The organism is Paramagnetospirillum sp., assembly GCF_058402745.1.
Map to the genome: position 1 here is coordinate 429,572 of NZ_JBZVFI010000003.1, position 24,367 is coordinate 453,938.

A 24,367-nucleotide genomic window follows, 5' to 3' on the forward strand; every position below is an offset into this window, starting at 1 on the left:
ACCTTCCCTACCCACCGGAAGGATGCTCCCAAAGGTATTGGCAGGCAAGAAACGGATTATGGCGTGGTGAGATCGAAAGATGGCCCACCGTTGCGTTGTGTAGCGCGCAGGCGCCGGGCGGTCTCGGCGTCCAGGTCCATGGAGAAGTCCTTGCGGTAGCTGGTGGTGGCCCCCACCGCCTCGTCGACCACCAGGCCGAGGATCGCCGCCCCGCCGGTGAAGGCGATGAAGGCGGTGTTGCCCCACAGCCAGCCGCTGCCCCCGGTATTGAGGGTATTGACGGTACGGCGGTAGCCGGGAGCCTCGCAGGTGACGGTGATGGGAGCCGCCTTGTGGGGAAGCTGCACCGTCGCCGGAGTGACGATGTCGGCGGCGAAGCCGTCGCCGCCACTTAGGAGGCAGCGGGCGCCGGCCGGCTGGGTGGCGATGGCGACCTCCGAGGACGGCCCGTTGACCATGGAGGCGCATCCGGCCACCAGCAAGGAGGCGAACGCGGCGATCGAATGCCTCAAGTCGGGGCTCCCGCTTCCTGGCGCAGCGAGGAGAAGGTCCGCTGGCGCCGCTGGTATAGCTCCAGCAGCTTCCACCGCGCCACCGGAATGTCGCGCACCATGGCACCCGGCACCATCAGCATCTCGCTGCGCATGGCCGCCACCAGACGCCCCTGCCCCGCCTGGGAGAACAGGACCTCGGACTCGTTCAGGGGCTCGCCGATGCCGCAATACTCCACCACGGTATCGTCGAAATAGCGGTCGAGGCGGCCGTCCCTGACCATGAAGACGAAATCCTGCCCGGTCATGTCGATCTCCTCGCCGGCGGCGAGGTAGTAAGGCTGACAGGTCTCGGCGATGCGCACTTCGGTCAGGTTGGACAGGCTCTCGCCGAACAGCCAGGTGTGATTGAAGAAGTTCCTGAGGTCGGCAAGACGCGAGATGCGCTCGCTCATCTCGTTGCGTTCCACGAAGCTGCGGTACAGCCCGGAGGGAATCTTGAGCGCGCGCACGAAGGACAGCGCCCGGTAGGTCTCGAACGACGGCTCGCCCGACAAGGCGTAGGACTCGCCGATCATGGCGCCGGCCGAAAGCATCGCCGTCTGGTCCGAATCCGGCTCGATGGTCTCCACCAGGCCGGTGAGGATCAGATGCACGTCCTCGCAATAGCTGCCCTCGCGCAGCAGGATGGTTTCCGGATTGAAGGTCACCACCGGGTGATTGAGCAGGATGCGGATCTGATGCTCGGGAACCCCCAGGAAGTATTCGGCGAGATAGCCGTGGGCGGCCCGCAGCCGGTATTCCTGGTACGAGGGAATCAGGGCATCCACCGTGCCGAACGGCGCCCCCGAGCCGATGCTCTTCTGCGCCTTGGTCAGCGCCAGGGCGGTATGGGAGAGGATGATCTTCTCGGACTTGTCCTCGCGGAAATCCTCGGCGCAGCCATGGATCAGGCCGCCGCCGATGTCCAGCTTCTTGACGTCGGCGGGCGTCAGGTAGTCGTCGCGCACCTGGACCATCAGTTCGCTGCTGATGCCGTGGCGGGTCTCGTCGTCATCGACCATCTGGCCCAGCACGTCCAGCGACACGATGTCCGCCATGTGGGCGTAGGAGCGGAAGCCGTCTTCCCACGGCGTGCGGAAATGAAAGACGGTGGTCTCCACCGGATGGGGCGAGAAGATGGGCCGCACCTCCAGCCCGTCGATATCGTTCCAGATGCCCAGTTGCAGGTCGCAGATCTCGAAATACTCGCCGAAGGACTCTTCGCCGATATTGGTCAGCGCCGCCAGCTTCTTGGCCACCGACGAACGCACCGCCGGCAGGGCGTAGTACTTGATGCGGTGGTCGGCGCGGAACAGCGTGGTCAGGCCGCAGAAATGGTCGTCGTGGCAATGGGTGTGGAAGATGCCTTCCACCTCCTGCACGCCGATGCCCAGGGCCTGCAGCGCCGAATGGATGTTGGGGCCGGCGTCGATCAGGTAGATCTTGCCCTGGAACATCAGGATGGAGGACATGGCGGCCCGCTCGGGGTCCCAGCCGTCGCCCTCGCCCGAATGGACCACCGAGAAGTATTCCCGCTCCAGGTCGTGGTAGCCCAGGTGGTAGGGCGTCTCGTAGGTGCGGCCCGCCCCCAGGTTGAGATCGACCATCACCGTTTCGTCTGCGTATGCAAACTCGAAGACGTTGACTTCCAGCCGCCGCACCGTCACCCCGCCCGGCAGGATGGCCGCGCCGTCGCCGATGATGCAGGTGTCCAGCAGTTCCTGGGGCGGCCGGATCGCCCCGAAGGCGAAGCGCAGCTTCATGCGCATCCACTCGGCCGCCATGTCGGGCGGGACGCCGGCCGCCAGCATCTCCTCCTCGGACAGCAGGCCGTAATTGCCGCGCATGACGTATTCCATCTGCGCCTCGACCTGCTGGGCGAGGCCCATCAGCAGCGGCTTGCGTCCCGAGCAATTGGGGTGGCCGGGAATGATCATGCCCTGGCGATAGAGCATCTGAAGGATGGGAAATTCCGACAGGTTGGAGAAGGCGCCGTTCTGCAGCGGCACGTCGGACAGCAGGATGGCGTTGGGGCCGGTCTCGAACGAGACCCCGGCCCGCTCGGTGGGGACGATCAGGCCGCGCTTGATCAGGTGCTTGACGCTGTCGGCGGGACAGCCGCACAGGACGCGCAGATCCGCTTCCGGGATCTCGACCCAGCTGATTCCCGACGATACGGCCACCACCCGCATGCGGCTTGCCCCCACAGGACCGCGTTCCGGCTTCGGCTGGGAATGACGCCCGATCTTCGCCATCAGCCACCAACCATGAAGAATGCCGACCAGATGTACGGCATGCTCCACTGGCTGTTGCGCAGCATTTCCAGTTGAGCCTCCCGCAAGGCATCGTGAGGAGTCTTGCCCGCCAGGAGGCGTTTGTAAAGAGCCGCCATCAAGGTTTGGGTTCCGGCGTCGCTCACTTCCCACAGCGACGAGATCACCGAATGGACCCCGGCCTCCTGGAACGAGCGGCGCAGGCCGTAGACGCCCTCGCCCTCGTGGACCTCGCCCAGGCCGGTCTCGCAGGCCGACAGGATGGCCAGCCGGGTACCGGTGAGGTCGAGGCCCAGCACCTCCAGCGCGGTGAGCACCCCGTCGTTGTCGGTATCGATGTCGCCCAGCACCTGGGCGTTGGAGTTGATGCCGGCGAAGGCCAGGCCGGCGCGCAGCAGCGGATTGTCGCCGGGCGGCGGGAACTGGAAGTCGCTGGAGCGCTGCAGCTTCAGCAGGCGCTTCCGGAGCGTGTCGTCGGCCTTGAGGAAGAAGCCGTGGGTGGCGATGTGCAGCACCTCGGGCGGCTGCTCCACCTCGCGCAGCACCTTCTCCTGGGCGGCGGCCTTGGAATAGATGGTGGTGGGCTTGCCCTGGCTCTCCACCGTCTTGACGATCAGCTGGCCTTCCTTTTCCGCGCCGGGCAGCGGGTCGAACTTCAGGCCGCGCATGCCGCTCATGCCGCGCACCGCCGACTGGACGTCGTTGCCGGCCGAGCGCGAACGCGCCTTTTCCAGCGTCGCCTTGCCCACCACGTCCTCGGTGTTGTAGTCGGGGCCGGCATTGATGAGATAACCGCCCCTGGCCGCCGGAATGGATGACGGCAGCAGGTCGCGGCTGGAATTGAGCACGTGCAGGTCCACCCGCTCGATCAGGTATTTGCGGTTGGGTTCCACCAGGGCGCTGATGGGCAGGATGTTCAGCATGCCGTCGGGAATGACGTAGACCTTGGTCCGCCCGCCCAGCGAGCGTTCCAGCGGCTGCCACACCTGCTTGTGGACCTGCTGGCCGATGTCCAGAAGATCGTCCATGTCGATCTCTTCGTTCTGGATCTCGGTGCGGTACTTGACGATGCCGTCGTCGATGGCCTTGAGGCTGTCGTACTTCACCAGACCATAGACCGGATTGTCGCCCTCCTTGCGCAGGGTGGCGGCGACCAGCTTCTGCCCCCCCTCCTCGCCGTAGATGAAGAAATCGACCACCACGGAATTGGCGGGCAGCGCCTTGACCAGATCGTCGAGCGCGATGGCCGCCACCGACTTCTGGAAGCGGGTGCTCGAGCGGCCCAGCGCGCCCTGCAGGTCGTTGATCTTCTCTTCCAGACCGTTGATGACCTCGACGTGGTTGTCCTTGGTCTCCTCGGTGGGACCCGACAGGGTCAGCGCCGCCAGACGCTTCCTGGCCTCGGCCAGTTCCTCGGTCAGCTTGGTCAGTTCCGGGTCGCGCGACAGGCGGGTCACCTGCTGAATCTCGGACGCCACCTTGAGCAGCAAGCCCTTGCGGTTGAGGCTGACCTCCATCAGCGCCTTGCCGGCGCTGGGCTCGTCCAGTTTGGTCAGCAGCGCCACATAGGCGGCCAGTTCGGGAGCGTGCAGGCGGACATAGCCCTCGCGGGCGTTGTCGCCGGTGACGTAGAGCACCCGGTTGAGGAATTCGGTGCGCCGCTTGAAGGTGGTCTGGCGGGTGGCGAAGGCCGACTTGACGTCGCCCATGTCTTCCTGCACCCCGGCCAGGGTGTTCAGGGTCTCGAAGGTGTAGGGGTGGCTCGGGCCCAGCACCGCCTCGTTGCCGGCCAGGGTCCTGGTCAGCAGGGCGGACGCCTCCTTCAGCTTCTTCTGGGTGCGGTAGAGCGCCGCCAGATCGTGCATGGACCGCAGCGTGTCCAGATGCTTCTCGCCCAGCACAGAGCGCCGGCCGGCCAGCGCCGTGTCGAAGGCCTTCTCCGCCTCGTTCAGCTTGCCCTGGCGGTGCAGCGCCCGGGCCAGATTGTTCAACGCCTTCAGGGTGTTCTGGTGCTTCGGCCCATAGGCCTTGACCCAGGCCTCGTGCACCGTCTTGAACATGGGGGCGGCGCGGTCGTACTCGCCCTTCAGCATGTAGAGATAGGCGAGGTTGTTGGTGGCGGCGATGGTGTCGGGATGCTTCGGCCCGATGGTCTTGCCGAACACGGTGATGACGCTCTGATAGAGCGGCTCGGCCTTGTCGAACACCCCCTGGCTTTCATAGAGCAGGGCCAGATTGTTCATGGTGGTCAGCGTGGCCGGATGGGTCTCGCCGAACGCCTTGCGCCCGCCGTCCAGGGCGCTGCGGAGGAACGGCTCGGCCCGCTCGTAGATGCCTTCCTTTTCAAGGATCTCGCCCACGTTGTTGGCAGCGATCACCGTCGAGCGGTGCTCGTTGCCCAGAACCTTGCGGTAGCGTTCCCACGCCTCCATGAAGGTCTTCTCCGCCTCCATCAGGCGGCCCTGCTTGCGGTAGATGGAGGCCAGCGACGACAGCGCCGCCACGGTGTTGGGATGGGCGGCGCCCAGGGCCTGGGTCTGGGCGTCCAGCACCTCCTTGGCCATCTTCTCCGCCGGCTCGTATTCGCCGCGGTCGTCCAGCACGTCGGCCAGATCGCCCTTGGCCGACAGCAGGTTCTGCTGGTCGCCGGCCGCCTGGGCGTCGCGCACGGCGGATTCCAGCATCTGCTGCGCCTCCGGCAGGCGGCCCTGGCGGTGGTAGAGCCCGCCGGCCTCGATGCGGGTGGTCAGGCTGAGCGGATCGGTGGGGGCCACGGCCAGCTTCTGGATGGCGACCGCCTGATCCAGCAGGGCGGCGGCGGCGTTGTAATCGCCCTGGGCGCGCTTGAAGGCCCCCTGTTGCGCCAGACAGCGCGAGAATTCGCCGTGGGCCTCGCCATACGCCTTGCGGCTGGCGGTACAGGCGGTCTCCAGCAGCTTGTCGGCGTCCTTGGTCTTCGAGGCGTTGACCTGGGCGCGGGCCAGGGCCAGCTGCAGGCTGATGGTCTGGGGATGGCCGGCGCCCAGCCCGGCGGCGGAGGCCTTGGCCGCCGCGTCATGGACCTTGGCCGCCTCGGCGTACTTGGCCTGGGAGGAATAAAGCCCGGCCAGGGCCTGTTGCACCTTGACCGTCTCGGGGTGGGCGTCACCCAGCGCGGCCTGCGACAGCTTCACCGCCAGCTGGTAATTGGCCTCGGATTCCTCGATCCGCCCGGCCAGCTGCTGCAGGGCGGCCAGGTCGGTGGCGCTGATGATGGTGGCCAGATGGCCCTCGCCCAGATTGTCCTTGGCGATGGACAGAGCCTGGGCCGCCTCCTCGACGGCCTTGGGCAGGTCGCCGCCGCCGGCCGAGGCGATGGCCTGCTGGTGGGCGCGGTTCCACAGCATGGCGGCGCGCTGCTTGGCCTGGGGCACGCCCGAGGCCGCCTGCTGCTTTTCGGCCACCCAGGCGGGCAGCCCCGAGCGGGCCTTGGTGATCTCGTCGGCCAGCCGGCGCACGTCCTCGGCCTTGCCGGCGGCCATGGCCTGCCGGGCCTGGCCGATCAGGTCGTCGGCGGATTGGGCGAAGACCGGCGAGGCGGCGATCAGCACCGCCAGAGCGGCGCCACCCAGCAACGTCAAGGCACGCGAAGCCATCATCGAACCCTCTCCCTTGTGCCGCCGGTCATTCCCCAAGTCCCGACGGCTCAGCCTAACGCCATATTGGCTAACTCTTTTCCTTGTGGGTATAGACGCCGTCCCAATCGGGGCCGGGAGGCTCCTCCACGAAATGTTCGATGCGGGCGAGATAGGTCTTGTAGATCACCCGCTCGGGATCGCCATTGTGCAGATCCTGGAAGGCCATGCGGGCGGCATCCCACTTCTGCTCGCGGAACATGGCCAGCGCCGCCAGATGCCTGGACAGCGTCGCCACCGTCTCGGCATCCACCTCGCCCTCGAAGCCGATGGGCTCGTACAGGCGGACCGGCGTGTCCTTGCCCTTGACGCGGACCAGATCGATCTCGCGGCTGATCAGGCCGGGAACCGCCGCCTGGGTGTATTCGGTGACCATCATGTTGACGCCGTACTGCTTGGTCAGGCTTTCCACCCGCGACCCCAGGTTGACGGCATCGCCCAGCACCGTATAGGCCATGCGGAAGTCGGAACCCATGTTGCCGACATTCATGATTCCGGTGTTGAGGCCGATGCCCACCTTGATGGGCTTCCAGCCCCGGGCGATGAAGTCGTCCTTCAGTTCCTCCATCTTCCTGACCATGCCGAGCGCCGCCTGGACGGCGTGGCGGGCATGGTCGGAATCGTGGAGCGGCGCCCCCCAGAAGGCCATGATGGCGTCGCCCATGTACTTGTCGATGGTGCCGCGGTGATCGTGGATCACGTGGGTCATGGGGCTGAGGAAGGCGTTCATCAGCACCGTCAGCTCCTGCGGCGCCAGGCCCTCGGAAATGGTGGTGAAGCCGCGCACGTCCGAGAACAGCACGGTCATCTCGCGGGATTCGCCGCCCACCGTCACCTGCTGGCCGCTCTTGTTCATCTCGGCCACCAGCTCCGGCGGAATGTACTGGCCGAAGGTCTTGGCGATCTGCTGCTTCTGGTTGCGCTCGATCAGGTACTGGCGGAACTCCACCAGCAGATAGGACAGCACCAGGGCCATGATGGCGTAGGACATGGACACCACCACGCCCATGTTCACGTACAGGGCGGTGGCCGCCAGGACGAAACCCAGGCCGAGCGCGATGACGAACATGCCGCGCAGCAGCGGCCGGGTGAGGTAGAGCGACAGCAGCACCATGGCGGCCAGCAGCAGCAGCGGCGCCAGGGCGTCGGTCATCGGGCTGGCGGCGCGCAGCGGGGCGCCCTTGAGGATCGAGCTGATGGAATCGGCGATGATCTCCACCCCGTAGACCATGCCCACGGGGGTGTCGAACCAGTCGTGGGACACCTCCGAGGTGTCGCCGACCACGACGATCTTGTCCTTGACCCAGTATTCCAGCTCGGCCAGCTCGCGCTCGTCCAGCTGCGAGATGTCGAGGAATTCCAGGGCGGAAAGCCCCGCCGACTGGCTGAGGAAGCGCGTCCCGGTGGGCAGCGGCGGGAAGTCGATATAAAGCTTGTTCTCGTGGTCCAGCGGCACCTTGAGGTCGCCCAGGACCAGCGTGTTGCCGTCCAGCCTGGGCTCGACGCCCAGGAACATGGCGGCCGCCTTGACCGCGAAGGGCCAGCCGCCCTTCTCGCCGGTCATCTCGGGGAAGACCTTGAGGCGCGACAGGGTGGTGACGATCTTGGAATTGGACTGGATGTTGGTGTAGGCGCTGGCCGAGGCGGCATCCAGCGCGGCGGTGGGATAGTTGATCTTGACGAACTTGCCGTCCCGGAACTCGCCCTGGGCCACCAGCAGGGTGTTGCCCGCGTCGGCCAGCGCCTTGGCCAGGGCCGGGTCCTCGTTGTACGAGGAGGGGAAGTCCATCAGCATGTCGACGGCGATGACCCTGGCGCCCAGCGCCTTCAGATTGGTCACGATGGCGCCGATGTCGGTGCGCCGGAGCGGGAAGCTCTTATAGGCCTTGAAGAACGCCTCGTCGGTGTTGACCACCACCACGTCGGGGGAGACCGCCAGCTTCTTGGAATCGCCATAGGCCAGCCGCAACTGGTGGCGGAAGGACAGCGTCTGGTCCTCCAACAGGGCGAACCACTCGAAATGCTGCGCGGGGATGGCGACCAGGAACAGGATGAGGGTGAAGAGAATGTCGTATCGCTTGGTCATTCCGCTCATGGCGCTCCCCGGAATCAAGAAGGGCGCCCTCCTCGCGGAAGAGGGCGCCCCGTGAACGTCAGTTGGCGTTGAGCTTGTCGTTGTAGACCAACGCTTCCTTGTTCTTCAGTTCGACGAGCTTCAGCTCGTTATAGGCGCGGATCAGCAACGGGCGCATCTCGTTGTCGTCCTTGTTCTCGTCGAAATACTTGCGGTAGAGGTCCATGGCCGCCACGGTGGCGCCCTTCTCGTCCAGCAGGTTGGCGACCGAGAAGTCGTCCTTGGGATTGATGGCGCGGATCTTGGCGATGTTGTCGGCCAGGGCCTTGTCCTCGGCCGCCGACAGCCACATGATGGCGCCTTCCTTGTCGGCCTCGGCCACTTTCTGGCCGTTCTCCATCACCGCCACGGAGAAGCTGTGCTTGCCGGGCGACAGTTCCGGCACCTTGAAGCGGACCAGATCGCCATCGGTGCCCGGCACCTGATGGACGGTGCCGCCGATGGTCAGCACGAAGGAGTGCTGCTTGCCGAAGCTCTGCCAGGCCAGCTCGGGATAGGTGGCGGACAGGGTCACCTGCTGCACCACGCGCAGCTTGATGGCGCCTTCCTTGGCGACGCCGCGGCGCACCGTGGTATAGCGCTGGGCCTCGGCGAAGCGGTTGCCCAGGCCGGCCACCAGATCGCCCGAGGCGGCTTCCGGAGCGGACAGCTTGCCGCTCACCACCTTGAGCGCGTTGCCGGCAACCTCGATCTGGCTGCCCGACGAAATGGTCTGGGCCATGTTGGTGGCCTGATCCACCAGCTTGCCGGTGCCGTCGGCACCGGTACGGATCATGTCGCCGGCGAACAGGTACTTGTTGCGGGTGACGGGCTTCCAGGCGGTGCCGTCCCGGCTGTGCTCGACGGTGCCGCTGACCTGCATCAGCAGCGAAACCGGCGGATCGGCGGCCAGGGCCCCACCCGGGACCTGCGAAACCAGCAGCCCAACCGCGAACATCAAGGCAGCGAACAGTTTGCTCTTCATCTTGGCCTCCTTAGCCGATTCTTCGGAGTCTATCACAGAAGCCGTCCCTCCATAATCGGGCGGGCACACTACTCCGTCAAACTTCGTTACGAACAATCGCTCCGACTCAAACCGACCTGGGTCCTCCCGGGACCGACCCGCCCATTCCCCTGGGGTCGATGCTTTCCAAAATTGCCTATACCGGGAGTATACGTGTTTTCCGTCAATGCGCCGAGATCATTTTGAACCGGCGCTCGTCATCCACCGCCCCGGCGACCATGGTGGGGGACATCACCAGGCACCGCTCCTCGCCGGCCCGCGCCCGTTCCGCCAGGCAAGTCTCGATGGCCCGGCGCTCCTGCAGCCCGACGATCAGGCCGCGATAGCGCAGCAGGCCGTCGCGAGGACGGATCAAGACCACGGTGGAGCCGCCGCCCAGCCTTCCCCGCAGCTCGCGGTGGGCCTTGTCCAGGTCGCGGCGGACCTTGCCCGGATCGCGGCCGAAGGCCACCTCCAGCCCCCAGCCGCCAGGAAGTGCGCGGCGCTGCGACAGGGCTGCCTCCGGCGCTCCTTCCCTGCCGTTCCGGGCGATGCCGCAGGCCTCCAGGGAACGGTCGGGCGGCGCCCCCCCGCCATCGGCCAGTCCCGACAGCGGGCGGAAGGCCGCCGGCCGGGCGGCCAGCGCCTGATCCATCAGCCGGCGGATGGCGCCCAGCCGCTCTCCCGACGATCCCGCCCCCATCACCACCGCCAGCGCCCGCCTGGCACCACGATGGGCGATGGCCACCAGATTGTAGCCGGCCGAGCAGGTGAAGCCGGTCTTCATGCCCTCGGCCCCGGCATAGGCGCCGAGAAAGCCGTTGACGGTGGGCAGCACCCTTCCCTTCCAGGTGGTGTCGCGGCTGGAGAACAGCGGGCGGAAATCGGGAAAGTCCCGATCGAGGGCCATGGCCAGCAACGCCATGTCGCGGGGCGAACTGACGTGCCCGGCCGCCGTCATGCCGGTGGCGTTGCGGAACGAGGACGAGGTCATGCCGAGTCGGGCCGCCTCGGCGGTCATGCGGGCGGCGAAGGCCTGCTCGCTGCCCGCCACGTGTTCGGCCACCGCCACCGCGGCATCGTTGGCCGAACGCACGATCATGGCCTTCAGCGCCGCGCCCAGGGTGATGCGCTCGCCCTTGCGCAGGTCCAGGGTGGCCCCGCCCTGCGAGGCCGCCCGCTCGGACACGGTGATCGCGTCGCCGGCCGAGACCGCGCCGGACTTGATGGCGCCAAAGGCCACATAGGCGGTCATCATCTTGGTGAGCGAGGCCGGATGATGGGCGGCTCCGCCCCGGCTTTCGGCGATCACCGCGCCGCTGTCCAGGTCCACCGCCAGAAAGGCCGAGGGCTCGGCCCGCGCCGCCCAGGCGGACAGCACAAGGCACAGCGCCAGAAGCGCCCCGCCTGCCCGAATTCCGCCTGTCCCTCTCATCATCTCCCAAACATCGCGCCCCGCCGCCCAACTTGCAAGAGCGCGGGAATTAACCGCTGCGAAACATTGAAATGTCAGTATGAAGGTGGTGCGGGCTTCACTCGGCCGGCATTTCCGGGTTAAGTGATTACCGGGGGGAGCGTGGGCTCCGCCACGCACGCGGGATGGCAAGCGACGTGAACAACAGGGCCGCAACGGGCGACGGCCAGGATTTCGAGCGGCAGTCGCCGGGTTTCATCAGGCAGTTCATCCGCCTGGCCGGTCCCTATTGGCAATCGGGCGAGAAGTGGAAGGTGCGGGGTCTGGTCGCCCTGCTGCTGGGTCTGACCGTGGCCCAGGTGGTCATCCCCATCATGATCAATCTGTGGAGCGCCGAGCTGTTCGATGCGCTCGAACAGAAATCCATGGAGAAGTTCTTCGGCCAGATCGCCGAGATCGGGGTGATCCTGGTCGCCTCCATGACGGTGACCGCCACCCATCTCAAGGTCAAGCGCGCCATCCAGCTGGGCTGGCGCCGCTGGCTGACCCGGCGCCTGCAGGACAATTGGATGGCCATGGGCCACCATTACCAGCTGATGCACATGCCGGGCGACCACGACAACCCCGACGGCCGCATCGCCGAGGATATCCGCCTGACCACCGAGACCGCCATCGACCTGATGCACTCGCTGTTCTATTGCACCCTGCTGCTGGCCAGCTTCGTGCAGATCCTGTGGTCGCTGTCGGGTGATCTGGTGCTTTCGGTCGGCGGCTTCGACATTCCCATTCCCGGGCACATGGTGTGGGTGGCGCTGATCTACGCCTCGTGCGCCTCGTCCCTGGCCCTGTGGGTGGGCCGCCCGCTGATCCGCGCCACCGACCGCCGGCAGACGGCGGAGGCCAATTTCCGCTTCGGCCTGGTGCGCGCCCGGGAGAATTCCGAGGCCATCGCCCTTCTCCATGGCGAGGTGGGCGAGCGCCGCCGCTTCTCGGAGCTGTTCCGCGGCATCGAGGGCGCCTGGAACCGCCAGACCGCCGGCCTGACCCGGCTGTTCCTGTTCACCTCGGGCTATGCGGTGTTCTCCACCGCCTTCCCCATCCTGATCGCCGCGCCGCGCTACATCGCCGGCATCATCTCGCTGGGCCATCTGATGCAGACCGCCCAGGCCTTCCAGCAGCTTTCCCAGGCCCTGTCCTGGCCGGTGGACAACCTGCAGAAGGTGGCCGAATGGCGCGCCTCGGTGGAGCGCGTGCTGTCGCTGCACGACGCGCTGCAGGCGCTCCGGGACGATTCGTCGCGGCCCGACGCCCACACGGTCATCGTCCAGAAGGCGGCCATTCCCACGCTCTGCTTCCACGACCTGACCATCGCCAACGCCGACGGCACCGTGGTGATCGAGGGTTTCAGCGCCGAGATCATCGGCGGCGAGCACGTGCTGATCGGCGGCGATCCCGGGGCGGCGGTCAAGCTGTTCAAGGTGGTGGCCGGATTGTGGCCGTGGGGACGCGGCACCGTGGACCTGCCCTGCGACGCCCATATCTTCTTCATGCCGCAGCGCCCCTACATGCCCATCGGCACATTGCGCGGCGTGCTCACCTACCCGTCGGCCATGGAATGCTTCCCCGAGGACCAGCTGGAAAGCGCCCTGGACCGGGTCGGCCTCGGCCATCTCATGCCGCGCATCGACGACACCGCCATCTGGGAGCAGAGCCTCACCGCCGGCGAGCAGCAGCGCCTGGGCTTCGCCCGCCTCCTGCTTCACCGCCCCAAATGGGTGTTCCTGCAGGAGGCCACCGACGCCCTCGACCCCGATGGCGAGCGCCGGCTGATGCAGCTGCTGATCGACGAATTCCCCACCGCCACCATCCTTACCGTGGGCTTCCACGCCGAGCTGGAGCAATACCATCAGCGCAAGCTGACGCTCACCCCCTCGCCCGACGGCACCATCCTGGTGCGGGAAAGCCGCAAGGACTGGGAACAGCCCAAGCGCGGCATGAACTGGGGCGGGCGGCTGTTCGGCAACCTGCTGCGCCGGGGCGAGCGCCGCGCCCTGGCCGAGGGGCTGACCAAGCGCGGGGATAAGCGGCGCTGATATTTTTCAAGAGACACGGATAAACACGAATGGCCTGCTTGTGCAGGCCCACGGACGAACACGGAAAGAATAATCTCTCCATGTCCATCCGCGAAGCCGCGTAGCGGCTATCCGTGTTTATCTGTGGCTAATGCCAAACTGCGATGAGCGTGACTCATCCGCAGTTTGGATAGGCCCAAAGGGCCGCGCCGCTTATGCGGCGGGAGCCCAGCAGCCACAGGTGGCGCCCGGCGATTGAGGGCGATGCACTGATCGGTTCCGATCAGTGCATCTTGGTATAAGAGCTAATTCCGCGCCCGGTCCACCGAATTGATGGCCGGCGTGGCCCTGAGCGCGGCGATGACGTTGGTCAGGTGCTTCACGTCGCGCACCTCGATGTCGATGATCATCTCGAAGAAGTCGGTGGTGCGGTTGGTGATCTTGAGGTTGGTGATGTTGCCCATGTTCTTGGCGATCACCGTCGAGATGGCGCCGAAGGCGCCGGGCTCGTTGGTCACCACCAGATCGATGCGGCCCACATGGGCGTTGCTGTCGGCCTCGTCCCAGGCGAGGTCCAGCCAGCGCTCGGGCTGGTCGGCGAACTGTTCCAGGTTCTCGCAGTCGATGGTGTGGATGGTGACGCCCTTGCCGGTGCTGACGATGCCGACGATGCGGTCGCCGGGCAGCGGATGGCAGCAACCGGCGAAATGCATGGCCATGCCGGGGATCAGGCCCTTGATGGGCACCGCGCCGGCCTTGTCCTTCTTGTTGGTGGACGGCTTGTCGCCGCGGGCCTTCAGCGCCACCACGTTGTCGTTGCGGTTGGCCTGGGCCTTGAGTTCCGGGAAGACGGTGGAGACCACGTCGCGGGCGGTCAGCGTGCCCTCGCCCACCAGGGCCAGCAGATCCTCGGACGACGGCGCCTTGAAGATGCGCAGCACGCCGTCCAGGGCCTTTTCCGTGAATTCATAGCCTTCCTGGCGGAAGGAGCGCACCAGGATGGCGCGGCCCAGCTCGGTGTACTGGGCGCGCTGCTGGGTGCGGATGAAGCGGCGGATGCGGGCGCGGGCCTTGCCGGTGACGACGAAGCGTTCCCAGGTGGGATTGGGCGTCTGGGCCTTCGACGTGATGATGTCGACCTGGTCGCCGTTGTTCAGCTGGGTCCTGAGCGGCATGATGCGGCCGTTGACCTTGGCTCCGACGCAGGTGTCGCCCACCTGGGAGTGGACGGCATAGGCGAAATCCACCGGGCAGGCGCCCCGGGGCAGGCTGATCAGGTCGCCCTTGGGGGTGAAGCAGAACACCTGGTCGGAGAACATCTCCAGCTTGGTGTGCTCCAGGAATTCCTCGGGGTTGGAGGCGTGCTCCAGGATGTCGAGCAGCTCGCGCAGCCAGCGGTACTGGCGGCCATCGGTCATGTTGCCGCCGTCACCGCCGCCGCCCTTGTACTTCCAGTGGGCGGCGACGCCCAGTTCGGCCACCTCGTGCATCTCGCTGGTGCGGATCTGCACCTCGATGCGGTGGCGCTCCGGCCCGAACACGCCGGTGTGCAGGGAACGGTAGCCGTTGGGCTTGGGCGTCGAGATGTAGTCCTTGAAGCGGTTGGGCACCATGGGATACTTGGAGTGGATGACCCCCAGCGCCCGGTAGCAATCCTCGATATTCCCCACGGCGACGCGGAAGGCCATGATGTCGGACAGCTGCTCGAAGCCGACGTTCTTCCGCTGCATCTTCTGCCAGATGGAATAGGGCGTCTTTTCACGGCCCGACACCGTGGCCTTGATGCCGGCCTCGTCCAGAATGCTCCGCAGCTCGTCCAGGATGCGGCCGATCAGGTCGCCGCCCTGCTCGCGCAGGAAGGAGAGGCGCGCCACGATGGAGCCCCGCGCGTCGGGGTGCAGCTCGGCGAAGGCCAGGTCCTCCAGCTCCATCTTGATGCCCTGCATGCCGATGCGTTCGGCCAGCGGCGAGTAGATCTCCATGGTCTCCATGGCGATGCGGCGGCGCTTGTCGGGATTCTTGATGTAGTGAAGGGTGCGCATGTTGTGCATGCGGTCGGCCAGCTTGACCAGCAGGACACGGATGTCCTCGCTCATGGCCAGCACCAGCTTCCGGAGGTTCTCGGCCTGCTTGGCGTGGTCGGACTGCAGCTCGATGCGGTTCAGCTTGGTGACGCCGTCCACCAGACGTCCGATCTCGCGCCCGAACAGCTTCTCGATGTCGTCGAGCGTCGCCGGCGTGTCCTCGATGGTGTCGTGCAGCAGGGCGGTGATGATCGAGGACGAATCCAGCCGGTACTTGGTCAGGATGCCCGCCACCTCGATGGGGTGGGAGAAATAGGGATCGCCAGAAGCCCGCAGCTGCGAGCCGTGCATCTTCATGGCGAAGACGTAGGCGCGGTTGATGGCGTCCTCGTCCGCGCCGGGATCGTAGGACTTGACGCGCTCCACCAACTCGAACTGGCGCATCATGCCGGGGTCACCTCACCTTTTCCGCCCAAGTGTGTACCGACCAAAGGCCGGCGGCAAAGAGGAAAAAGAATAAAAAAGGTTGGGTCATTGGGCTCTCGCCCTCATCACCCGGTAGGGTGGTAAGAATTCTCGACGTGACGGCGATCTGATGCGGCGCCGACCAGCAGGGGAGAGAAGTGATGGACTATTTCGTCGGTTTGGATGTGTCGGTGCGGACGACGAGTGTGTGCGTGATGACCGAGACCGGAAGAATCGTTCAGGAAGGCAAGGTCGAAAGCGAACCCGAGGCGCTGATCCAGTTCCTTGATGTGCCCGGCAGGCGGTACATCCGTGTCGGCGTCGAGGCAGGCCCGCTTTGCCAATGGCTGTACGCGGGCTTGGCAAAGGCTGGCCTGCCGGTCATCTGCATCGAGACGCGGCATGCGCAGGCGGTGCTCAAGGCGCAGATCAACAAGACCGACCGCAACGACGCCCGCGGCATCGCACAGATGATGCGTGTCGGCCTTTATCGGCCCGTGCATGTGAAGACCCTGGCGAGCCAGCAGATCAGGACGTTGCTCAACGGTCGGCGCTTTCTCCAGGCGCGGATTCTGGACGTCGAGAACAGCATCCGGGGGCTGCTGCGTAATTTCGGCATGAAAGTCGGCGTCATTAGTCGTGCCCGTTACGACGCGCGGATCCGCGAGCTGATTGACGGCGACCCTACGCTGGCGGCGGTGATCGAACCCATGCTCATCGTCCGGCGCGTCACCCGTGAGCAATTCGCGGCTCTTCATCGGAAAATGTTGGAACTGGTCCGCGCCGATGAGGATTGCCGGTTGTTAATGAGCGCACCTGGGGTTGGGCCGGTGGTCGCGATGACCTACCGGGCAGCCATTGATGAGCCGGCCCGCTTCCAGCGTTCACGAGCCGTTGGTGCACATTTCGGCTTGGTTCCTCGAACGCACCAATCCGGCGAGATCGACCGCCGGGGCCGGATCAGCAAGAACGGCGATGAAACATTGCGATCGACGCTCTTCGAGGCGGCCTTGGTGCTGCTGCGCCCGAATTCGAAGCCATCAGCGCTCAAGGCATGGGGCCTGCGGATTGCCAAACGCCGAGGCATGGCCAGGGCGATGGTTGCCGTCGCACGCAAACTGGCGGTGATTCTTCACCGCATGTGGATCGATCGCACAGAGTTCTGCTGGAAGGCCGAAGCCACTGTCTGAGCTATTGCGTCCGTCGTAATTTAGGATCTGCCGCGAGGCGGAGCGAAGTCCCTCCGGGGACCGAGGGTCGGTGAGATCGAGGGCGGTTTGAAGCGCCAAATAGCGACTTCGCGAAAAAGCTTGAGCCACCACTCTTCGGACCTAACCATGAAGCGGCCAACGCGCCGACTTCGGAGAGAAGCCAGAGACCTGGCGGGACAATGCTCTCCAATAAGGCAGATGGAGACAAGAAGGTGCTTGACTCATGAACGCCCAATAGAGAAGCCGCCCGCCCCCACCAAAGATGGGAACGGGCGGCTTTTTCCGAAAGACTTACTCGTCGCCCGAGTCCACGTCGAAATCGGCGCCGGTGTCGTTGATGGACATGCCGTCCTCGATCATCTCGTCCTCGTTGGCCACGGTCTCGAAGGCCATGTCGCGGTCGGGGATGAAGCCCTCCATCTCGTCCTCTTCCGGCTCGTCCACCTCGACGTGCTTCTGGAGGTTCTGGATCAGGGCGTTCTGCAGGCCGTCCAGGCCAATGGTGTCGTCGGCGATCTCACGCAGCGCCACCACCGGGTTCTTGTCGTTGTCGCGCTCCACCGTCAGCCTGGCTCCGGCGGAAATGTCCCGCGCCCGCTGGCCGGCCATCAGCACCAGCTCGAAGCGGTTCGGAACCTTCAGTACACAGTCTTCAACCGTAACGCGCGCCATCGAAGATCCTTGTCTTTAGGCAATCTCGGAAAGGAACAGCTTATATCGTCGCTTCCCCTCGGAAAGCAAGCCCCCATACCATCCCCCCCTTGCGGCGAGGCCCGTCACCCCCTACGTTGAGGGACATTCTTCCCCGCTGTCGCGGGCCAAGACATTTCGATCAAGCGAGAACACCATGCAGTTCTATTCCGCCGAGCGACTCGGCCTGTTCATCGACGGTTCCAACCTTTATTCGGCGGCCCGCGCGCTGGGCTTCGACATCGACTACAAGAAGCTCCTGAACCTGTTCGCCGGCAAGGGACGGCTGATCCGCGCCTTCTACTACACCGCCCTGATGGAGGATCAGGAATACTCCCCCATCCGTCCGCTGGTGGATTGGCTGGACTACAACGGCTACACCATGGTCACCAAGCCGACCAAGGAGTTCACCGACGCCATGGGCCGGCGCAAGATCAAGGGCAACATGGACATCGAGCTGGCCATCGACGTGATGGAGATGTGCCAGTACCTGGACCATGTGGTGCTGTTCTCCGGCGACGGCGATTTCCGCCGGCTGGTGGAGGCGGTGCAAAGGAAGGGCGTGCGCGTCTCGGTGGTCAGCACCATCCGCTCGCAGCCGCCCATGGTGGCCGACGAACTGCGCCGTCAGGCCGACGTGTTCATCGAGCTGCAGGACCTGGAAGGCCAGATCGCCCGCGCCCAGCAATCCCACCGCGACGACCGCGCCTATCCGGCGGACTGACCTTCACCTCATGCGGGCGGGACGCCGGCGCTCCAGCAAAGGGCGCCCCTCCGGAGCGCGGGCGTCCCGCCCGCACCCTCGCACAAGGGTTTGATATGAGCTTCCCCACCCCCGCGGCCGATTGCGGCCTGTGCCCGCGTCTGGCCGAGTTCCGCCGCGCCAACCGGGTCCAGTATCCCGGCTGGCATCACGATCCCGTGCCGTCCTTCGGCGATCTGAACGCCCGGCTGCTGGTGGTGGGACTCGCCCCCGGCCTCAAGGGGGCCAACCGCACCGGGCGCCCCTTCACCGGCGATTATGCCGGCGACCTGCTCTACGCCACCTTGCTGAAATACGGGCTGGCGCGGGGCGAATACCGGCAATCGGCCGATGACGGGCTGGAACTGGTGGATTGCCGCATCACCAACGCGGCGCGCTGCGTGCCGCCCGCCAACAAGCCCCTGCCCGCCGAATTCGCCGCCTGCCGCCCCTTCCTGGCCGCCGAGATCGCCGCCATGCCCAACCTCGAGGGCATCTTCTGCCTGGGCCGCGAATCCCATGATCAGGTGCTGTCCACCCTGGGCCTGCGCAAGGCGGCCCATCCCTTCGGCCATGCCCGCCTGCATGCCCTGCCGGGCGGCCTGGTGCTGGGCGACAGCTATCACTGCTCGCGCTACAACACCAATACCGGCCGCCTGACCGAGGCCATGTTCCACCGGGCGCTGGACGGTCTGCTGGCGGCGCTGCGTTAATATTCCATTGAATTGATAATGCTATACTTCCGTCTGTATATGCGGCGGGAGTGACCGGCATGACCGTCATCGAATGGAACAACGAGTTGAAGCTGGGGGTTCCGGCCATGGACGCCGAGCACCGCCAGCTTCTGCGCCTGACCAACGACTTCCTGACCGCCGCCGACGGGCACGCCCCCTTTCCCCGCCTGACGCGCATCATGGGCGAGCTGATCGCGCGCACCCGCATCCATTTCCAGGCCGAGGAAACCCTGCTGGACCGCGCCGCCTATCCCGGCCTGGCCGGCCACAAATCGGTGCATGCCCGCCTGCTGGTGGAGGCCCAGCGGCTCTACGAGCGCTTCACCACCCTGGAGGCCGATGCCGGGGCGGACGAAGCGGCCGCCCGCGCCCTCACCCTGGAAGCGGCCAGATTCCTGCAGCGCTGGCTGGTGGATCACATCACCGCCGAAGACCGCCCCTACCGCCCCTACGTCATGCGGCTGACCTGAGGCTTAGAGTTTGTCCGAGTTTGGCTGAATCGATGCCGCTCCCACGTCCGTCACCCCGGCCTTGAGCCGGGGTCCAGGAGGAACAACCTCAAACGTCATCGTTGGTGAGTCCTGGGTCCCGGGTCGAGCCCGGGACGACGAGAGAAGCAGCTTCAACCTAAGTCGGACAGCCCCTAATCCCCAGGCGGCAGGTCGGCGGCGAACAGGAAGCTGTTCTTGCCGCCCCGCTTGACCGCGTACATGGCGGCATCGGCGCGGCGGATCAGGCATGCCCCATCCTCGGCATCATCGGGATAAAGAGCCACGCCGATGGAGCCGCGAACATGGGCGGTCCCAGCCTCAAGCCCAAAGGGCCGGGCCAGGGCCGACAGGATCTTGCCGGCCACCAGGGCGGGATCCTCGCGGCCACGGATGCCGTCCAGAATCACCACGAATTCGTCGCCGGCCAGCCGGGCCAGGGTATCGGTGGCCCGCACGCATTCCGTCAGGCGGAAGGCGGTCTGCTGCAGCAAGGTATCGCCCGCGGCGTGGCCCAGGGTGTCGTTGACGGCCTTGAAGCCGTCCAGATCGAGGAACATCAGGGCGAAGCGCTTCTTTTCCCGCTTGGACTGGCGCACCGCCTGATTGAGGCGGTCGAGGAACAGCGAGCGGTTGGGCAGGCCGGTCAGGGCGTCGTAATTGGCCTGGCGCCAGATCCGCTCCTCGTCCTCCTTGCGGTGGGTGATGTCGGAGAACACCGCCACGTAATGGGTGATGGCGCCGCTGACGTCGCGCAACGCGTTGATGGACAGCCACTCGGCATAGAAGGCCCCCGACTTGCGCCGGTTCCAGATCTCGCCTTCCCAATGGCCGGTCTCCGACAGAATCCGCCACAGGTTGGCATAAAATTCCGGCTCGTGCCGGCCGGAACGCAGGAAACTGGGATTCTTGCCCCGCACCTCGTCCTTGGAATACTCGGTGATGGTGGTGAAGGCGGGATTGACGAAGATGATGCGGTTGTCGGCATCGGAGATGACCACCGCCTCGGTGACCGTCTCCAGCACCTTGGACGCCAGCATGATCTGCTGCTCCGCCGCCTTGCGCTCGGTGATGTCGTAGATCCAGGCCAGATTGACCTGATCACCGGCGAAATCCAGGGAACGGATGGTCAGCAGGCTCCAGAACGGAGTGCCGTTCTTGCGGCGGAACTCCACCTCGGCATCGTCCAGGCGCCCGTCGCGGCGCAGAAGGGCCAGCACCACCTGCCGCTGGGCGTCGTCCACGTAATGGTCGCGGGCCTTGGAGCCCAGGAACTCCTCCTTGCTCATGCCGATGATGTCGGTGAAGCGGGAATTGGCGAACACCACCCGTCCGTCGCGGCGCCGCGACACCGAGACGCCGACCGGGCTTTCCTCCAGGATGCGCCACAGCCGCTCCTCGCTTTCCTTGAGCCGGACCGCGTTGGCCGTGCGCTCGGCGATGTCGGCCTTCAGCCGCTCGACCATGGGACGGAAGACGCCCACCGCCGACAGCACCAGCAGGCCGACGGCGATGGCCACCGTCACCGCCTGCAGCGTCATCAGCTCGGCCATCTGCCCTTCGCTGACCCGCTGGTAGCGGATGGTCACCTCGTCGAGGGAGCGTAACAGCGCCCCGCCCGCCCCCGTCGACAGGGCGGCAAGGTCGGCGTCGGTGGCCGCCGGCCGGGCCCCCGCCGCCACGATGGCCCGCCCCCTGGCGATGAAGGCGCGCAGGTCGCGGTCGAGGGACCAGGGTGGACCGGCGAACACCTCCAGCACCGGAACCGGCGGCGGCGCCTTGTCACCACGCATCAGCCGGCCATGGCGCTCCTCGATCTGGTCCAGGGTCTCGACGAGCAGACGGGCCAGGGCCGGGTGCTCGGCCTCGTCGGCGATGACCAGCCGGTTGGCGGTGAAGGCGACGCGCTGCACCAGCATGCGCTGGCGCCCGGCCAGATTGACCAGTTCGGCGCTGCCTTCGGCATCGGCGATCATGCGGGTCAGGGCGACGAAGGACATCAGGGCAAGCGCGCCCAGAACCACCAGGACGGCGACGTACCGTGTGGTCAGTTCCCGCGTTATCCGCTCGCCAAGATCAGGCATCCCCAGATTTCCCGCATACCCCGCGATTGATCATAGCGGCAAAGCGAAACCATGTCTCGGCGAGCCGCGCTCACCGAGACATGCCTGCATTCCGGGAATGGCACGACGGCCGGTCTATGCCCCCGACAGGCGCTCCAGTGCTTCGCGCAGCCTCGCCACCGCCTGCGCCCAGTCGTCGCGGCGCTCGCGCTGCTCGGCCACCACCTCTTCCGGCGCCCGGGCGATGAAGTCGGCGTTGGACAGCTTCTTGTCCACCTTGGCGATCTCACCCTCCAGACGGGCGATCTCCTTGTCCAGGCGGGCACGCTCCTTGTCCACGTCGATGACGCCGCCCAGCGGCATCACCAGGGTGGCCTCGTCCACCACCATCTGGGCGGCGCCGTGGGACGACGCCTGAGCCACACGGTCGGCGCCGGCCTGGGCCTCGAAGGTGGTGAGCCGCGCCAGCCGGGTGATCAGATCGGCATGGGTCCTGGCCCAGCCGCGCTTGGCCTCGGCCAGGCCGGAGACCAGCAGGTCCACCTGGGCCGAGGGCGGCACGTTCATCTCCGAGCGCACGCCGCGCACGGTGGAGATCATGCGCACCACCCAGTCCATCTCCTCCTCGGCCTCCGGCGCGGCGAGGCCGTCCAGGGCGGGCCAGGAACGCAGCATCAGGTCGCCGTCGCGGGTGGCGATCTGGGTCCACAATTCCTCGGTGATGAACGGCATCAGGGGATGGAGCACGTGCAGGGTCTGGTCCAGAACCCAGGCGGCGGTGGCCCGGGTCTCGGCCTTGGCGCCCTCGTCGCCGCCGTTGAAGATGGGCTTGGCGAATTCCAGGTACCAGTCGCAGAAGGTGCCCCAGACGAACTGATAGGCGCCGCCGGCCGCCGCGTCGTAGCGGTAGTTCTCGATGGCGGTGCCCACCTTGGCGGCCAGTTCGGCGGTCTTGGCGACGATCCAGCGGTTGACGGTTTCCTTGACCGCCTTGGGGTCGAAGCCGTCCACCGGGCGGCACTCGTTCATCTGGCAGAAGCGCGCCGCGTTCCACAGCTTGGTGGCGAAGTTGCGGTAGCCTTCCACCCGGCTCTCGGCCAGCTTGACGTCGCGGCCCTGGGCGGCCAGCGCCGCCAGGGTGAAGCGCAGCGCGTCGCAGCCGTATTTGTCGATCAGGTCCAGGGGATCGATGATGTTGCCCTTGGACTTGGACATCTTCTGGCCCTTCTCGTCGCGGACCAGGGCGTGGATGTAGATGTCCCGGAAGGGCACGTCGCCCATGAAGTGGATGCCCATCATCATCATGCGGGCGACCCAGAAGAAGATGATGTCGAAGCCGGTGACCAGCACGTCGCCGGGATAGTAGCGGGCCAGTTCCGGAGTCCGCTCCGGCCAGCCCAGCGTCGAGAACGGCCACAGCGCCGAAGAGAACCAGGTGTCGAGCACGTCGGAATCGCGGGTCAGCTCCACCGCCTTGCCGTAATGCTTGAGAGCGGCGGCGGCGGCCTCCTCTTCCGTCTCCTCGACGAAGAACGCCCCGTCGGGGCCGTACCACGCCGGCACCTGATGGCCCCACCAGATCTGGCGCGAGATGCACCACGGCTGGATGTTGCGCATCCACTCGAAATAGGTGTTCTCCCAGTGCTTGGGCACGAAGCGGGTCTTGCCGGTCTCCACCGCCTCGATGGCGGGCTTGGCGAGAGTCGCGGCGTCCACGAACCACTGGTCGGTCAGCCAGGGCTCGATCACCACGCCGGAGCGGTCGCCATAGGGCACCATGTGGGTGTGGGGCTCGATCTTGTCCAACAGGCCCAGGGCCTCGAACTCGGCCACCACCTTCTTGCGGGCGTCGTAGCGGTCCAGGCCGCGATAGCCCTCGGGCACCTCGTCATTGGTGCGCGCATCGCGGTCGAAGATGTTGATCTGGGCCAGGGAATGGCGGACACCCACCTGAAAGTCGTTGAAATCGTGGGCCGGGGTGATCTTCACCGCGCCGGTGCCCTTGGTGGGGTCGGAATACTCGTCGGCGACGATGGGAATCAAGCGATTACAAATGGGTAGACGGACCATCTTACCCACCAGGGCGGTGTAGCGCTCATCTTCAGGATGAACGGCAACCGCCGAATCGCCCAGCATGGTCTCGGGGCGGGTCGTGGCGACGGTAATGTACGTATTTTCAATGCCCTCGACGGGATACCTGAAGTGCCACATATGGCCCTTCACCTCCCGCTGCTCAACCTCCAGATCAGAAATGGCGGTGTGCAGCTTGGGGTCCCAGTTGACCAGGCGCTTGGCGCGATAGATCAGGCCCTGGCGGTGCAGGGTGACGAACACCTTGCGGACGGCGGCCGACAGGCCCTCGTCCATGGTGAAGCGCTCCTTGGCCCAGTCGGGCGAGGCGCCCAGGCGGCGCAGCTGCCGCGTGATGGTACCGCCCGATTCCGCCTTCCACTCCCAGACCCGCTTGATGAAGTCGTCGCGGCCCAGGTCGTGGCGGGTGACCTTCTGGGCCTCCAGCTGGCGTTCCACCACCATCTGGGTGGCGATGCCGGCATGGTCGGTGCCGGGCTGCCACAGGGCGTCCCGGCCGGTCATGCGGCGATAGCGGATCAGTACGTCCTGCAGGGTGAAGGTCAGCGCGTGGCCCATGTGCAGGCTGCCCGTCACGTTGGGCGGCGGCATCATGATGGTGTAGGGCCGGGCGTTGGACTCGGTGTGGGCGGCGAAAGCGCCCTGGGCTTCCCAACGCTCGTAATGCTTCGGCTCCACCTGGGCGGGGCTATAGGTCTTTTCCAGCATGGCCATCGGACTGTCACTTCACTTAAAGGGGGACAAACGAAAGGGGCGGCCCGATCCTGCCGGGCCGCC

At 66.0% G+C, this 24,367-nt stretch carries 15 protein-coding genes; 5 read left to right on the forward strand and 10 right to left on the reverse strand.

Going from position 1 to position 24,367, the window contains the following annotated elements:
* Positions 1–56 precede the first annotated feature (56 nt).
* The 6 genes from ACV4UZ_RS03015 to ACV4UZ_RS03040 form a co-directional block, all read right to left on the reverse strand.
* Positions 57–512 (reverse strand): hypothetical protein, encoded by a 456-nt coding sequence (locus tag ACV4UZ_RS03015; protein WP_491599455.1) that lies wholly within the window; start codon positions 510–512, stop codon positions 57–59.
* The gene (locus ACV4UZ_RS03020; RefSeq protein ID WP_491599456.1) at positions 509–2,725 is read right to left on the reverse strand and encodes a cyclic nucleotide-binding domain-containing protein; all 2,217 of its coding nucleotides are present in this window, start codon (positions 2,723–2,725) and stop codon (positions 509–511) included. Before ACV4UZ_RS03020 ends, ACV4UZ_RS03015 begins: the two co-directional genes overlap by 4 nt.
* Before the next feature lie 62 nt (positions 2,726–2,787).
* On the reverse strand, positions 2,788–6,444 hold the full coding sequence (locus tag ACV4UZ_RS03025) for a CHAT domain-containing tetratricopeptide repeat protein (RefSeq protein WP_491599457.1): 3,657 nt from the start codon (positions 6,442–6,444) through the stop codon (positions 2,788–2,790).
* 67 nt (positions 6,445–6,511) lie between these two features.
* The gene (locus ACV4UZ_RS03030; RefSeq protein WP_491599458.1) at positions 6,512–8,575 is read right to left on the reverse strand and encodes a CHASE2 domain-containing protein; all 2,064 of its coding nucleotides are present in this window, start codon (positions 8,573–8,575) and stop codon (positions 6,512–6,514) included.
* Positions 8,576–8,633: 58 nt separating this feature from the next.
* Entirely contained in the window at positions 8,634–9,578 is a 945-nt protein-coding gene (locus ACV4UZ_RS03035; protein WP_491599459.1) for a DUF7354 domain-containing protein, read from the reverse strand.
* A gap of 202 nt (positions 9,579–9,780) precedes the next feature.
* Complete coding sequence (locus ACV4UZ_RS03040; RefSeq protein ID WP_491599460.1) at positions 9,781–11,034, reverse strand: D-alanyl-D-alanine carboxypeptidase family protein; 1,254 nt, start codon at positions 11,032–11,034, stop codon at positions 9,781–9,783.
* Positions 11,035–11,207: 173 nt separating this feature from the next.
* Here ACV4UZ_RS03040 and ACV4UZ_RS03045 point away from each other — a divergent pair, with 173 nt between their 5' ends.
* The gene (locus tag ACV4UZ_RS03045) at positions 11,208–13,103 is read left to right on the forward strand and encodes an ABC transporter ATP-binding protein/permease (RefSeq protein ID WP_491599461.1); all 1,896 of its coding nucleotides are present in this window, start codon (positions 11,208–11,210) and stop codon (positions 13,101–13,103) included.
* Positions 13,104–13,387: 284 nt separating this feature from the next.
* On the opposite strand, the gene ACV4UZ_RS03050 is transcribed toward ACV4UZ_RS03045, so the two are convergent.
* Positions 13,388–15,553, reverse strand: a complete 2,166-nt coding sequence (locus ACV4UZ_RS03050; RefSeq protein ID WP_491599462.1) for a RelA/SpoT family protein — start codon at positions 15,551–15,553, stop codon at positions 13,388–13,390.
* A 179-nt stretch (positions 15,554–15,732) separates the two neighbouring features.
* Between ACV4UZ_RS03050 and ACV4UZ_RS03055 the strand changes: the two genes are divergently transcribed.
* Positions 15,733–16,761 carry an IS110 family RNA-guided transposase gene (locus tag ACV4UZ_RS03055; RefSeq protein ID WP_491599289.1) on the forward strand — a complete coding sequence of 343 codons (1,029 nt, stop codon included), beginning with the start codon at positions 15,733–15,735 and terminating at the stop codon, positions 16,759–16,761.
* A gap of 312 nt (positions 16,762–17,073) precedes the next feature.
* On the opposite strand, the gene rpoZ is transcribed toward ACV4UZ_RS03055, so the two are convergent.
* Positions 17,074–17,454, reverse strand: coding sequence for a DNA-directed RNA polymerase subunit omega (gene rpoZ / locus ACV4UZ_RS03060; RefSeq protein ID WP_491599463.1), 381 nt, complete (start codon positions 17,452–17,454; stop codon positions 17,074–17,076).
* 175 nt (positions 17,455–17,629) lie between these two features.
* Between rpoZ and ACV4UZ_RS03065 the strand changes: the two genes are divergently transcribed.
* From ACV4UZ_RS03065 to ACV4UZ_RS03075, 3 genes are all read left to right on the forward strand, one after another.
* Positions 17,630–18,196 (forward strand): LabA-like NYN domain-containing protein, encoded by a 567-nt coding sequence (locus ACV4UZ_RS03065; protein WP_491599464.1) that lies wholly within the window; start codon positions 17,630–17,632, stop codon positions 18,194–18,196.
* 95 nt (positions 18,197–18,291) lie between these two features.
* Positions 18,292–18,927 (forward strand): uracil-DNA glycosylase, encoded by a 636-nt coding sequence (locus ACV4UZ_RS03070; RefSeq protein ID WP_491599465.1) that lies wholly within the window; start codon positions 18,292–18,294, stop codon positions 18,925–18,927.
* 59 nt (positions 18,928–18,986) lie between these two features.
* Positions 18,987–19,418 carry a bacteriohemerythrin gene (locus tag ACV4UZ_RS03075; protein ID WP_491599466.1) on the forward strand — a complete coding sequence of 144 codons (432 nt, stop codon included), beginning with the start codon at positions 18,987–18,989 and terminating at the stop codon, positions 19,416–19,418.
* A 173-nt stretch (positions 19,419–19,591) separates the two neighbouring features.
* Here ACV4UZ_RS03075 and ACV4UZ_RS03080 read toward each other — a convergent pair whose 3' ends face one another.
* The gene (locus tag ACV4UZ_RS03080) at positions 19,592–21,520 is read right to left on the reverse strand and encodes a diguanylate cyclase domain-containing protein (protein ID WP_491599467.1); all 1,929 of its coding nucleotides are present in this window, start codon (positions 21,518–21,520) and stop codon (positions 19,592–19,594) included.
* Between the two features lie 114 nt (positions 21,521–21,634).
* A complete protein-coding gene (locus tag ACV4UZ_RS03085) occupies positions 21,635–24,298 on the reverse strand; it encodes a valine--tRNA ligase (protein WP_491599539.1) in 2,664 nt (887 codons plus the stop codon).
* Between the last annotated feature and the right edge of the window lie 69 nt (positions 24,299–24,367).

Bases quoted from the DNA above. Each gene is read 5' to 3' on its own strand.
- ACV4UZ_RS03020 (WP_491599456.1), bottom strand. From the start codon at position 2,725: ATGCGGGTGGTGGCCGTATCGTCGGGAATCAGCTGGGTCGAGATCCCG.
- ACV4UZ_RS03085 (WP_491599539.1), bottom strand. From the start codon at position 24,298: ATGCTGGAAAAGACCTATAGCCCCGCCCAGGTGGAGCCGAAGCATTAC.
- ACV4UZ_RS03075 (WP_491599466.1), top strand. From the start codon at position 18,987: ATGACCGTCATCGAATGGAACAACGAGTTGAAGCTGGGGGTTCCGGCC.
- ACV4UZ_RS03055 (WP_491599289.1), top strand. From the start codon at position 15,733: ATGGACTATTTCGTCGGTTTGGATGTGTCGGTGCGGACGACGAGTGTG.
- ACV4UZ_RS03050 (WP_491599462.1), bottom strand. From the start codon at position 15,553: ATGATGCGCCAGTTCGAGTTGGTGGAGCGCGTCAAGTCCTACGATCCC.
- ACV4UZ_RS03080 (WP_491599467.1), bottom strand. From the start codon at position 21,520: ATGCCTGATCTTGGCGAGCGGATAACGCGGGAACTGACCACACGGTAC.
- ACV4UZ_RS03030 (WP_491599458.1), bottom strand. From the start codon at position 8,575: ATGAGCGGAATGACCAAGCGATACGACATTCTCTTCACCCTCATCCTG.
- rpoZ (WP_491599463.1), bottom strand. From the start codon at position 17,454: ATGGCGCGCGTTACGGTTGAAGACTGTGTACTGAAGGTTCCGAACCGC.
- ACV4UZ_RS03065 (WP_491599464.1), top strand. From the start codon at position 17,630: ATGCAGTTCTATTCCGCCGAGCGACTCGGCCTGTTCATCGACGGTTCC.
- ACV4UZ_RS03025 (WP_491599457.1), bottom strand. From the start codon at position 6,444: ATGATGGCTTCGCGTGCCTTGACGTTGCTGGGTGGCGCCGCTCTGGCG.
- ACV4UZ_RS03070 (WP_491599465.1), top strand. From the start codon at position 18,292: ATGAGCTTCCCCACCCCCGCGGCCGATTGCGGCCTGTGCCCGCGTCTG.
- ACV4UZ_RS03040 (WP_491599460.1), bottom strand. From the start codon at position 11,034: ATGATGAGAGGGACAGGCGGAATTCGGGCAGGCGGGGCGCTTCTGGCG.
- ACV4UZ_RS03035 (WP_491599459.1), bottom strand. From the start codon at position 9,578: ATGAAGAGCAAACTGTTCGCTGCCTTGATGTTCGCGGTTGGGCTGCTG.